Origin of the sequence: Massilia luteola (genome assembly GCF_034420155.1) — a bacterium.
Lineage (GTDB): Bacteria > Pseudomonadota > Gammaproteobacteria > Burkholderiales > Burkholderiaceae_D > Telluria > Telluria luteola.
The window spans coordinates 239,709-250,484 of sequence record NZ_JAXOFN010000005.1; the positions used below are offsets into that span (position 1 = coordinate 239,709).

At 59.7% G+C, this 10,776-nt stretch carries 21 protein-coding genes and 1 tRNA gene; 1 reads left to right on the plus strand and 21 read right to left on the minus strand.

The genetic code is table 11. The annotated features are described in order from the left end of the window. Nucleotides 1-4 precede the first annotated feature (4 nt). The 21 genes from rplO to U9J41_RS09035 all read right to left on the minus strand — a co-directional run bounded on the left by rplO (nucleotide 5) and on the right by U9J41_RS09035 (nucleotide 9,421). Nucleotides 5-436, minus strand: coding sequence for a 50S ribosomal protein L15 (gene rplO / locus U9J41_RS08935; RefSeq protein WP_322401856.1), 432 nt, complete (start codon nucleotides 434-436; stop codon nucleotides 5-7). A gap of 27 nt (nucleotides 437-463) precedes the next feature. Further along, entirely contained in the window at nucleotides 464-643 is a 180-nt protein-coding gene (gene rpmD, locus U9J41_RS08940; RefSeq protein ID WP_036240361.1) for a 50S ribosomal protein L30, read from the minus strand. Nucleotides 644-654: 11 nt separating this feature from the next. Further along, the gene (rpsE, locus tag U9J41_RS08945; protein ID WP_036240359.1) at nucleotides 655-1,173 is read right to left on the minus strand and encodes a 30S ribosomal protein S5; all 519 of its coding nucleotides are present in this window, start codon (nucleotides 1,171-1,173) and stop codon (nucleotides 655-657) included. Between the two features lie 12 nt (nucleotides 1,174-1,185). After that, the gene (gene rplR / locus U9J41_RS08950; protein ID WP_036240357.1) at nucleotides 1,186-1,548 is read right to left on the minus strand and encodes a 50S ribosomal protein L18; all 363 of its coding nucleotides are present in this window, start codon (nucleotides 1,546-1,548) and stop codon (nucleotides 1,186-1,188) included. 12 nt (nucleotides 1,549-1,560) lie between these two features. Further along, nucleotides 1,561-2,094 carry a 50S ribosomal protein L6 gene (gene rplF / locus U9J41_RS08955; RefSeq protein WP_322401857.1) on the minus strand — a complete coding sequence of 178 codons (534 nt, stop codon included), beginning with the start codon at nucleotides 2,092-2,094 and terminating at the stop codon, nucleotides 1,561-1,563. A gap of 10 nt (nucleotides 2,095-2,104) precedes the next feature. Continuing rightward, nucleotides 2,105-2,500, minus strand: coding sequence for a 30S ribosomal protein S8 (gene rpsH / locus U9J41_RS08960; RefSeq protein WP_036240352.1), 396 nt, complete (start codon nucleotides 2,498-2,500; stop codon nucleotides 2,105-2,107). A 14-nt stretch (nucleotides 2,501-2,514) separates the two neighbouring features. Next, the gene (rpsN, locus tag U9J41_RS08965) at nucleotides 2,515-2,820 is read right to left on the minus strand and encodes a 30S ribosomal protein S14 (protein ID WP_075794239.1); all 306 of its coding nucleotides are present in this window, start codon (nucleotides 2,818-2,820) and stop codon (nucleotides 2,515-2,517) included. Between the two features lie 4 nt (nucleotides 2,821-2,824). Beyond that, a complete protein-coding gene (gene rplE / locus U9J41_RS08970) occupies nucleotides 2,825-3,364 on the minus strand; it encodes a 50S ribosomal protein L5 (protein WP_322401858.1) in 540 nt (179 codons plus the stop codon). A 6-nt stretch (nucleotides 3,365-3,370) separates the two neighbouring features. Then, a complete protein-coding gene (gene rplX / locus U9J41_RS08975; RefSeq protein WP_056449170.1) occupies nucleotides 3,371-3,685 on the minus strand; it encodes a 50S ribosomal protein L24 in 315 nt (104 codons plus the stop codon). A 10-nt stretch (nucleotides 3,686-3,695) separates the two neighbouring features. Beyond that, on the minus strand, nucleotides 3,696-4,064 hold the full coding sequence (gene rplN / locus U9J41_RS08980) for a 50S ribosomal protein L14 (protein ID WP_056126494.1): 369 nt from the start codon (nucleotides 4,062-4,064) through the stop codon (nucleotides 3,696-3,698). A gap of 257 nt (nucleotides 4,065-4,321) precedes the next feature. After that, the gene (gene rpsQ, locus U9J41_RS08985) at nucleotides 4,322-4,594 is read right to left on the minus strand and encodes a 30S ribosomal protein S17 (RefSeq protein WP_056449173.1); all 273 of its coding nucleotides are present in this window, start codon (nucleotides 4,592-4,594) and stop codon (nucleotides 4,322-4,324) included. Further along, complete coding sequence (gene rpmC / locus U9J41_RS08990) at nucleotides 4,591-4,782, minus strand: 50S ribosomal protein L29 (RefSeq protein ID WP_056449176.1); 192 nt, start codon at nucleotides 4,780-4,782, stop codon at nucleotides 4,591-4,593. Before rpmC ends, rpsQ begins: the two co-directional genes overlap by 4 nt. Before the next feature lie 12 nt (nucleotides 4,783-4,794). Continuing rightward, nucleotides 4,795-5,214 (minus strand): 50S ribosomal protein L16, encoded by a 420-nt coding sequence (gene rplP / locus U9J41_RS08995; protein ID WP_005663456.1) that lies wholly within the window; start codon nucleotides 5,212-5,214, stop codon nucleotides 4,795-4,797. A gap of 2 nt (nucleotides 5,215-5,216) precedes the next feature. Then, complete coding sequence (gene rpsC, locus U9J41_RS09000; protein ID WP_036240339.1) at nucleotides 5,217-6,011, minus strand: 30S ribosomal protein S3; 795 nt, start codon at nucleotides 6,009-6,011, stop codon at nucleotides 5,217-5,219. Nucleotides 6,012-6,022: 11 nt separating this feature from the next. Beyond that, nucleotides 6,023-6,355, minus strand: a complete 333-nt coding sequence (gene rplV / locus U9J41_RS09005; RefSeq protein ID WP_179966292.1) for a 50S ribosomal protein L22 — start codon at nucleotides 6,353-6,355, stop codon at nucleotides 6,023-6,025. Further along, on the minus strand, nucleotides 6,352-6,627 hold the full coding sequence (gene rpsS / locus U9J41_RS09010) for a 30S ribosomal protein S19 (protein ID WP_056449183.1): 276 nt from the start codon (nucleotides 6,625-6,627) through the stop codon (nucleotides 6,352-6,354). Before rpsS ends, rplV begins: the two co-directional genes overlap by 4 nt. Before the next feature lie 9 nt (nucleotides 6,628-6,636). After that, the gene (rplB, locus tag U9J41_RS09015; RefSeq protein WP_322401859.1) at nucleotides 6,637-7,464 is read right to left on the minus strand and encodes a 50S ribosomal protein L2; all 828 of its coding nucleotides are present in this window, start codon (nucleotides 7,462-7,464) and stop codon (nucleotides 6,637-6,639) included. Continuing rightward, nucleotides 7,464-7,781, minus strand: a complete 318-nt coding sequence (gene rplW / locus U9J41_RS09020) for a 50S ribosomal protein L23 (protein WP_036240333.1) — start codon at nucleotides 7,779-7,781, stop codon at nucleotides 7,464-7,466. The genes rplB and rplW overlap by 1 nt, the downstream gene beginning before the upstream one ends. Next, nucleotides 7,778-8,398, minus strand: coding sequence for a 50S ribosomal protein L4 (gene rplD, locus U9J41_RS09025; RefSeq protein ID WP_056126492.1), 621 nt, complete (start codon nucleotides 8,396-8,398; stop codon nucleotides 7,778-7,780). The genes rplW and rplD overlap by 4 nt, the downstream gene beginning before the upstream one ends. Before the next feature lie 3 nt (nucleotides 8,399-8,401). Then, nucleotides 8,402-9,058, minus strand: coding sequence for a 50S ribosomal protein L3 (gene rplC, locus U9J41_RS09030; RefSeq protein WP_322401860.1), 657 nt, complete (start codon nucleotides 9,056-9,058; stop codon nucleotides 8,402-8,404). 286 nt (nucleotides 9,059-9,344) lie between these two features. Next, nucleotides 9,345-9,421: transfer RNA gene (locus tag U9J41_RS09035), tRNA-Val, on the minus strand. A gap of 117 nt (nucleotides 9,422-9,538) precedes the next feature. Here U9J41_RS09035 and U9J41_RS09040 point away from each other — a divergent pair. Then, on the plus strand, nucleotides 9,539-10,606 hold the full coding sequence (locus U9J41_RS09040) for a mechanosensitive ion channel family protein (protein WP_322401861.1): 1,068 nt from the start codon (nucleotides 9,539-9,541) through the stop codon (nucleotides 10,604-10,606). Nucleotides 10,607-10,776: the final 170 nt, after the last annotated feature.

Consider the following 10,776-nt stretch of genomic DNA (forward strand, 5'->3'; position numbering starts at 1 on the left):
GCGTTTAGGCGACCGAACCGCCAGCTGCTTCGATCGCTGCCTTCGCGCCAGCGGTCGCCTTGATGCCCTTCAGGTTCACCGCTTTGGTGATTTCGCCCGACAGGATCACGCGCACATCGCGAGCGACGACCGGCAGCACGCCTGCTTGCTTGAGCACCAGGACGTCGACATCGGCGACGGCCAGGTTGTTCAGGTCCGACAGACGCACTTCAGCCTTGAACGTAGCGTTCAGCGACTTGAAGCCACGCTTCGGCAGGCGGCGCTGCAGCGGCATCTGGCCGCCTTCGAAACCGACCTTGTGGAAGCCGCCCGAACGCGACTTCTGACCCTTGTGACCGCGACCGGCGGTCTTGCCCAGGCCCGAGCCGATACCGCGACCGACGCGGCGCTTGGCGTGTTTCGCGCCTTCAGCGGGTTGGATGGTATTGAGTTCCATTATTTTCTCCGTTGACCAAGCCGAGGCTTAGTCGACAATTTTCACGAGGTAGTTGACCTTGTTGATCATGCCGCGGATCGCCGGGGTGTCCTGCAGCTCGGAAACCGAGTTGACACGACGCAGACCCAGACCGCGCACGGTGGCGCGGTGATCCTGGCGGGTACCGATCAGGCCTTTGACCAGCTTGACTTTGATGGTGTTTGCCATAGTTATTCCCCTTAACCCAGGATCTCTTCCACCGACTTGCCGCGCTTGGCAGCGATGTCGGCCGGAGTGCTCATTTTTGCCAGACCATCGAGGGTCGCACGAACCAGGTTGTACGGGTTCGACGAACCGGTCGACTTGGCGACGACGTCGGTCACGCCCATCACTTCGAAGATGGCGCGCATTGCGCCGCCTGCGATCACGCCGGTACCCGGCTTGGCCGGCGACATCATCACGTACGACGCGCCGTGGCGGCCGGTGACGCTGTGCTGCAGCGTGCCGTTCTTGAGGGGCACCTTGATCAGGTTGCGGCGGGCTTCTTCCATCGCTTTCTGCACGCCGACCGGAACTTCCTTCGACTTGCCTTTGCCCATGCCGATGCGGCCATCGCCGTCACCGACAACGGTCAGCGCTGCAAAACCCATGATACGACCACCCTTGACCACTTTGGTCACGCGGTTGATCGCGATCATTTTCTCGCGCATGCCATCATCCGGCTTGTCGCTTGCCATTTTCGCTTGCATTTTTGCCATGACGATTCTTCCTTAGAACTTCAGACCAGCTTCGCGCGCGGCTTCCGCCAGCGCCTTCACACGGCCGTGGTAACGGAAACCCGAACGGTCGAATGCGACTTCGGTGATCCCTGCTTTCAGTGCTTTTTCTGCGACGCGCTTGCCAACCAGTGCGGCTGCGGCGGCGTTGCCGCCCGCACCCGACTTGCCGCCCAGCTCGGCGCGCACTTCTGCTTCCAGCGTCGAAGCCGAAACCAGGACCTTCGCATCCGGGCTGATCAGGTTCGCATAGATGTGCAGGTTGGTGCGATGCACCGACAGGCGGTTCACGCCCAGCTGCGCGATCTTGATGCGGGTTTGGCGTCCGCGACGCAGACGCGATTCTTTCTTGTCCATCGTCAGCTCCGATTATTTCTTCTTGGTTTCTTTAAGCTTCACCACTTCGTCCGCATAACGGACACCCTTGCCTTTGTATGGCTCAGGCGAGCGGTAAGCGCGCACTTCTGCGGCAACCTGGCCGACCTTTTGACGGTCGATACCCTTGATCAGGATCTCGGTCGGGGTCGGGGTTGCAGCGGTGACGCCTTCCGGCATCGCGTGCAGCACCGGGTGCGAGAAGCCCAGCGACAGGTTCAGGGCGTTGCCTTGGACGGCGGCCTTGTAACCCACGCCGACCAGGGTCAGGCGCTTTTCGAAACCTTTGGTGACACCGGTCACCATGTTGCTTACCAGAGCACGCAGGGTGCCCGACATGGCGTTCGATTCGCGGGAATCGTCGATCACGTCGAACGACAGCGTGCCGTTGTTGTTTTCCACTTTGACCAGGCCGTTCAGTGCCTGGGTCAGGGTGCCCAGCGGGCCCTTGACGGTGATCGACGACGCGTTGATCGCGACATCGGTACCGGCCGGGACGGCGATTGGCATCTTAGCTACTCGAGACATCGTCTACTCCTTAAGCCACGTAGCAAATCACTTCGCCACCGACGCCGGTAGCACGTGCTTTGCGGTCGGTCATCACACCCTTCGGGGTCGAGACGATTGCCACGCCGAGGCCGTTCATGACCTGGGGGATCTCATCCTTGCCCTTGTAGATGCGCAGGCCAGGACGGGATACGCGCTCGATGCGCTCGATAACCGGACGGCCGACGTAGTACTTCAAACCGATTTTCAGTTCAGCCTTGCCACCTTCGGTGGACACGGCGTAATCTTCGATGTAACCCTCGTCCTTCAGGACGTTGGCAATCGCAACTTTCAGCTTCGACGACGGCATTTCGACGGTAGTCTTCTGCACGCCTTGCGCGTTGCGAATACGGGTCAGCATATCGGCGATAGGATCGCTCATACTCATTGCTTATTCTCCTATTACCAGCTAGCTTTGGTCATACCCGGGATTTCGCCTTTCATGGCGAATTCGCGGAGTTTGGTACGGGCCAGACCGAATTTACGGAAAGTGCCACGGGGACGGCCGGTGATGGCGCAGCGGTTACGCTGGCGCGACGGGGCCGAGTTACGCGGCAGTGCCTGCAGCTTCAGGCGTGCTTCGTAACGCTCTTCTTCGGTCTTCGACTGGTCGTCGATGATTGCTTTCAGAGCGGCACGCTTTGCGGCGAATTTCTCCACCAGGTCTGCACGCTTCTGTTCGCGGTTAATCAGTGCAAGTTTTGCCATGTTCTTAGTTCCGGAACGGGAATTTGAATGCGGCGAGCAGCGCTTTGGCTTCTTCGTCGGTCTTAGCGGTCGTGGTGATCGAGATGTTCATACCACGCAGCGCATCGATCTTGTCGTAATCGATTTCCGGGAAGATGATCTGCTCTTTGACGCCGATGTTGTAGTTGCCACGACCATCGAACGAACGGCCATTGACACCGCGGAAGTCACGCACGCGCGGCAGGGCCACGGTGATGAAGCGGTCCAGGAATTCGTACATGCGGGCGCCACGCAGGGTCACCATCGTGCCGATCGGGTAGCCTTCGCGGATCTTGAAACCTGCGATTGCCTTGCGAGCCTTGGTCACGACCGGCTTCTGGCCGGCGATCTTCGTCAGGTCGCCGGTAGCGTGCTCGATGATCTTCTTGTCGGCGACAGCTTCCGACAGACCCATGTTCAGGGTGATCTTGGTCAGGCGCGGCACTTCCATCACCGACTTGTAACCGAATTTTTCGGTCAGTTCGGCAACGACTTTGTCTTTATACAGTTGTTGGAGACGGGCCATTTCTCATTACCCTTTCACTACTTCGCCGTTCGACTTGAAGACGCGGACTTTTTTGCCATCCACTTCTTTGAAGCCAACGCGATCAGCCTTGCCGGTCGCTGCATTGAACAGCGCGACGTTCGACACGTGAATCGGCATGGTCTTGTCGACGATACCACCAGTTACGCCGGTCATCGGGTTCGGCTTGACGGCCTTCTTGGCCAGGTTCACGCCTTCGACGATGACGTGCTCAGCATCTACGCGCTGCTGAACGACACCGCGCTTGCCCTTGTCTTTACCGGCCAGAACGATGACTTCGTCGTTTTTACGAATCTTATCCATTGCGACTCCCTTACAGAACTTCAGGTGCCAGGGACACGATCTTCATGAACTTTTCGGTACGCAGTTCGCGCGTCACCGGTCCAAAGATGCGGGTACCGATCGGCTCCAGCTTGCTGTTCAGCAGGACGGCGGCGTTGCCGTCGAACTTCACCAGGGAGCCGTCCTGGCGGCGCACACCTTTAGCGGTACGCACGACCACGGCGTTGTAGATTTCACCTTTCTTGACGCGGCCGCGCGGAGCAGCCTGCTTCACGGTGACTTTGATCACGTCGCCAATGCTGGCGTAACGGCGCTTGGAGCCGCCCAATACCTTGATGCACAGTACTTCTTTCGCACCGGTATTGTCGGCCACTTCGAGCCGGCTTTCAGTTTGAATCATGATATTTTCTTTCCCAACTTAAGCCGAAGAAACCCCACGGAAAACCGTAGGCCTGCGGTCAGTCTTGGTCCCGCCGGCCGCACTCATTGCAAGCGCGTACGTTTGGGTGATTGGACTTTCCAATGTTCGTTGCAGGCCGCAGTTACCGAAGGACAAACTGCGGCAACACATGAACGAAGCCCGCTAGTATTCCACATACCAGCGGGCCACGCAAGACTAATTTTTGAGAGGTGTTGTGAAAAACACCTCGTCAGGCATTACAGAACCTGAGCGACCTGCACAACCTTGGTCAGGGTCCAAGCCTTCGTCTTCGAGATCGGGCGACCTTCCGTGATCTCGACCGTGTCGCCGGTCTTGGCCTGGTTGGTCTCGTCGTGCGCGTGATACTTGTTCGAGCGCACGATGATCTTGCCGTACAGCGGGTGCTTGACGTGACGCTCAACCAGCACGGTCACCGTCTTGTCCATCTTGTCGGACACGACTTTGCCGACCAGCGTACGCTTCAGCGCCGTTTTAGTGGTGTCGTTCATTTGGCTTCCTTCTGGGTCATCACGGTTTTGACACGCGCGATATCGCGGCGCACCTTCTTGAGCTGGGCGGTATTCGTCAGTTGCTGCGTTGCGATTTGCATGCGCAGGCCGAACTGTGCCTTCAGCAGCTCATTCAGCTCTTGCTGCAGAGCTGCCTGGTCCTTGCCGCGGAGTTCCGTTGCTTTCATTCTTAACTCCTGTTATTGGCCGACTTGACGCACGACAAACGTCGTCGCCAGCGGCAGTTTGGCGGCAGCCAGGCGGAATGCTTCGCGCGCCAGTTCTTCGGCGACACCGTCCATTTCGTACAGGACCTTGCCCGGCTGGATCTCGGCCACGTAGTACTCCGGGTTACCCTTACCGTTACCCATACGAACTTCAGCCGGCTTGTTCGAAATCGGCTTGTCCGGGAAGATACGGATCCAGATACGGCCGCCACGCTTGATGTGACGGGTCATGGCACGACGTGCAGCTTCGATCTGGCGTGCGGTGATACGGCCGCGGGCAACTGCCTTCAGGCCGAACTCGCCGAACGAGACCGCGGTGCCGCGGGTGTGCGAAATGCCGGTGTTACGGCCTTTCTGCTCTTTACGATACTTTCTGCGGGATGGCTGCAGCATGCTTATTCTCCTGCTTTCTCAGCAGCCGGCTTGGCAGCGCGGCGGCCTGCTGGTGCGGTACCTGGCTTGGCGCCCGGGCGGCCACGGCCGGCCGGTTTGCCGTCGTCACGACGCGGACCGCGCGGCTTTTTCTCGTCGGCCGGAACGTCGATCACCGGTGCTTCGCCGGTCGGCGAACGGTCGCCCTTGTAAACCCAGACTTTCACGCCGATGATGCCGTACGTGGTCGAGGCTTCGCTGGTGCCGTAGTCGATGTCGGCGCGCAGGGTGTGCAGGGGCACACGACCTTCGCGGTACCATTCGGTACGTGCGATCTCGATGCCGTTCAGACGGCCCGACGACATGATCTTGATGCCGACGGCGCCCAGACGCATCGCGTTCTGCATCGCGCGCTTCATGGCGCGGCGGAACATGATACGCTTTTCGAGCTGCTGGGCGATCGAATCGGCGATCAGCTGCGAGTCGATTTCCGGCTTGCGGATCTCTTCGATATTGACGTGCACCGGCACGCCCATGATCTTGGTCAGCGACGACTTCAGAACTTCGATGTCTTCGCCTTTCTTGCCGATGACCACGCCCGGACGCGACGAATAGATCGTGAAGCGCGCGTTCTTGGCCGGACGCTCGATGACGATGCGGCCGACGGAGGCGTTCTTCAGTTTCTTCTTCAGGAAAGCGCGGGCTTCCAGGTCTTCCTTCAGCATGTCGGCAAAATTGCCGTTGCCAGCGTACCAGCGCGATGCCCAGTTACGGGTGACCGCCAGGCGGAAGCCGGTTGGGTGGATTTTCTGACCCATCGTGTGACTCCTTAGTTACCGACAGTCACGAAGATGTGACAGGATTGTTTCGAAATGCGATCACCGCGGCCTTTGGCACGTGCCGTAAAGCGCTTCAGGATCGGGCCCTTTTCGACATAGATCTGAACGACCTTCAGTTCGTCGATGTCGGCACCATCGTTGTGCTCGGCGTTCGCGATTGCGGACTCCAGCACTTTCTTGATGATGGTCGCGCCTTTCTTCGGGCTGAACTGCAGGATGTTCAGCGCGGCGTCGACTTTCTTGCCGCGGATCAGATCGGCGACGAGGCGGCCTTTCTGTTCCGACAGGCGGACGCCTTTGAGGATAGCTTTAGTTTCCATTATTTCTTCGCCTTCTTGTCAGCGGCGTGGCCCTTGAACGTGCGGGTCAGGGCGAATTCGCCCAGCTTGTGACCCACCATGTTCTCGGACACGTACACCGGCACGTGCACTTTGCCGTTGTGGACGGCGATCGTCAGACCGATGAAGTCCGGGGTGATCGTCGAGCGGCGCGACCAGGTTTTGACCGGCTTTTTGTCTTTGTTCGCTTGCGCGGTCTCGACTTTTTTCACCAGGTGGGCGTCAATGAACGGCCCTTTTTTCAATGAACGAGTCATGTCTTATCCTTATTTCTTGCCGCGGCGCGAGACGATCATCGACGACGTGCGCTTGTTCGAACGCGTCTTCTTGCCCTTCGTCTGCTGGCCCCATGGCGACACCGGATGACGACCGGCAGCCGTACGACCCTCACCACCACCGTGCGGGTGGTCGATCGGGTTCATCACCACACCGCGAACGGTCGGGCGGACGCCACGCCAGCGCATTGCACCGGCTTTACCGATCTTGCGCAGGTTGTGCTCGCCGTTGCCGACTTCGCCAACCGTCGCGCGGCACTCGATGTGCACGCGGCGCACTTCACCCGAGCGCAGGCGAACCTGAGCGTAGGTGCCTTCACGGGCCATCAGGACCACGCCGGCGCCTGCGGTACGGGCCATCTGAGCACCCTTACCCGGCAGCATTTCGACGCAGTGCATGGTGGTACCGACCGGAATGTTGCGGATCGGCAGGCAGTTACCCGACTTGATCGGCGCTTCCGAGCCGTTCATGACGTTATCGCCCACGGCCATGCCCTTGGTGGCGATGATGTACGCGCGGTGACCGTCGGCGTAGCACACCAGAGCGATGTGCGCGCTGCGGTTCGGGTCATATTCAATGCGCTCGACCTTGGCCGGAATACCGTCCTTGTTGCGCTTGAAGTCGACCACGCGGTAGTGGTGCTTGTGACCACCGCCGATGTGACGGGTGGTGATGTGACCGTTGTTGTTACGGCCAGCGGTCTTCGATTTCTTCTCAACCAGGGCTGCGAACGGACGACCCTTGTACAGGTCGGCATTCACAACCTTCACCATGCCGCGGCGGCCTGGGGAGGTTGGCTTCATCTTAACGAGTGCCATTATTTAGCCTCCTCGACAAAATTAATTTCCTGACCCGGCTTCAGGGCCACGAAAGCGCGCTTGGTGTGGTTGCGACGACCGGTGAAACGGCCCGAACGCTTCTGCTTGCCTTCGCGGTTCACGGTCTGGACCGATTCCACTTCGACCTTGAACAGCAGTTCGACGGCGGCTTTGATTTCCGGCTTGGTCGCGTCCGGCAGGACCTTGAACACGATCTGTTCGTTCTTTTCCGCGACGAAGGTCGCCTTTTCGGAAATGACCGGAGCCAGCAGCACCTTCATCAGGCGCTCTTCGCTGAATTTGATTGCGGCGCTCATGCGTACATCTCCTCGATCTTGGCCAGAGCAGCTTTGGTGACCAGGACTTTCTTGTAGAACACCAGCGACATCGGGTCGGCATGCTTCGGCTCGACAACCAGCACGTTCGGCAGGTTGCGCGATGCCAGCAGCAGGTTTTCATCGATGGTGTCGGTGATCACCAGGACCGAGTCCAGACCCATGCCCTGCAGCTTTTGCGACAGCAGCTTGGTCTTCGGTGCTTCGACGGTCAGGTTCTCGATGACGCTCAGGCGGTCTTCGCGGGCCAGCTGCGAGAAGATCGAGCAGATACCTGCGCGATGCATCTTCTTGTTGACCTTGTGCGAGAAGTTCTCGTCCGGCGAGTTCGGGAAGATGCGACCACCGCCACGCCACAGCGGCGACGACGACATACCGGCACGAGCGCGGCCCGTACCTTTTTGACGCCAGGGCTTCTTGGTCGTGTGGGAGACTTCTTCACGATCCTTCTGCTTGCGGTTGCCGCTGCGCGCGTTGGCGGCGTAGGCGACCACGATCTGGTGGATCAGGGCTTCGTTGTAATCACGGCCGAACACGGTGTCGGCGGCGTTGACTGCGGCGCCAGCTTGACCTTGCTCATTCAGGAGCTTGAGTTCCATCGCTTATGCTCCTTTCTTGGCTTTGACCTTGACTGCCGGCTTGACGATCACTTGACCGTTCTTGGCGCCAGGAACGGCACCCTTAACCAGCAGCAGTTGACGCTCGGCGTCGATACGGGCGATTTCCAGGTTCTGGGTGGTGACAGTGACATCACCCATGTGACCGGTCATGCGCTTACCAGGGAACACGCGGCCCGGATCCTGTGCCATACCGATGGAACCCGGCACGTTGTGCGAACGCGAGTTACCGTGGGTGGCGCGACCCGACGCGAAGTTGTGGCGCTTGATGGTACCGGCGTAGCCCTTACCGATCGAGGTGCCTTGCACGTCGATTTTCTGGCCCACTTCGAACATCGAGACATTGACTGCGTCGCCAGCCTTGAAACCAGCGGCTTGAGCGGCTTCGACGCGGAATTCCTTCAGCATCGTGCCAGCTTCGACGCCGGCTTTGGCGTAGTGACCGGCAGCGGCCTTGTTCACGCGGGAAGCGCGACGTTGACCGAAGACGACCTGAACTGCGGCATAGCCATCAGTTTCAGGGTTTTTGATTTGCGCAACACGGTTGTTCGACACGTCCAGCACGGTAACGGGAATCGAATCGCCGTCGTCCGTGAAGATGCGCATCATGCCAACCTTGCGACCGAGAAGGCCCAGGCTCATTTTTTCTCCATTCCCACCTGCGATTGGGCGGGGGTAGTTGACTATCGGAAGTCGTGAAACTTCCTCTAAAAACGCATGGACCAAAAAAAGATAGGCCCATACCGAAGCCGGCTAGTATAGCGCGCGCCACGGATAGACGCAACAGGATAATGCGAAGCTGACGCGGCCTGTTGCGTTTTACGCTAGTGTCTTGGAGATCAGAGAATCCGTTCAGGCTGAACGGCACAGAAAAGATACCACTGCATCTTTTCTCTACAGGCTCAAGGCCTGCGATATGGAGGAATTCTGGTGGGCGGTGCAGGATTCGAACCTGCGACCCCTTGGATGTCGACCAAGTATTCTAACCAGCTGAACTAACCGCCCGGGGAGCCGCATTATACGAGCATGTTTTGGCAAAGCGCAATACCCATCCGAAAAAACTTGTGCGCTGCACCGTACCCTTACAATAGCGCCCGTCAAGGACAAGGAAAGGATGATCGGATGAACCTGGTGTTCTTCAACAACACGACGCTGGCCTGGCTGACGGCCCTCGGCATCGCGGCCGGGGTCGCGCTGGCCCTGTACATCGCCAAGAAGGTGGGCGTACACCATATGCGGACGCTGGCCGCGCGCACCGAGACCCGCCTCGACGACATCGCCGTCGAGGCGCTCGACGGCACCCGGTTGCTGGCCATCGTCATCATGGGACTGTTTGCCGGCAGCAAGGCGCTGACGCTGCCGCCCGCGGTGCACCTGTTCGCGACGCGCGTCGCCATCGTCACCGGCCTGATCCAGGCCGCACTGTGGGGCAACCGCGCGCTGCGCGCCTGGCTGACGGATTATTACCAGAACCGCGCCGGCGATCCGGCCCGCGCCACGTCGGCGGCCGCGGTCGGCTTCATCGCGCGGACGGTGCTGTGGGCCGTGCTGCTGCTGATGGTGCTGGACAATCTCGGCGTCAATATCACCACCCTCGTCGCCTCGCTGGGTATCGGCGGTATCGCGGTGGCACTGGCCGTCCAGAACATTCTCGGCGACCTGTTCGCGTCGCTGTCGATCGTGCTCGACAAGCCATTCGTGATCGGCGACTTCATCATCGTCGACAAATTCCTGGGCACCGTGGAATACGTGGGCCTCAAGACGACCCGGCTGCGCAGCCTGGGCGGCGAGCAGCTGGTGTTCTCGAATGCGGACCTGCTCAAGAGCCGGCTGCAGAACATGACGCGCATGACCCGGCGCCGGGCCGCGTTCACGGTGGGCGTCACCTACGACACGCCGACGGCGAAGCTGCGCCTGATCCCTGCCATGCTGACCGAGATCGTCAAGGCACAGGAGCCGGTGACGTTCGACCGCGCGCATTTCAGCGGCATGGCCGCGTCGTCGCTGAATTTCGACGTCGTGTACTGGGTGGAGACGGCGGATTTCGTCCGCTACGCGGACATCCAGCAGGAGATCTACCTGCAGATCATGGACCGGTTCGCGGCCCTCGGCATCGAGTTCGCCTTTCCGACGCAGACGCTGCTCGTGCGCGACGCGCGCGAAACGGAGCCCTCCGCTCCAGCGCCGTAGATACCGTCTTGCGCGTCAAGCCTCACATGGCGTAATTCGGGTCATATGGCCTGCCTGAGTGCACAACACCAAAGCACAGGTGGGCCAGCTTGCGCATGCAGGCACCTATCACGGCCATCTTGGACTTGCCTTTAGCGAGCAAGCGCTCGCTGAAGGATTTGATGTGAGGA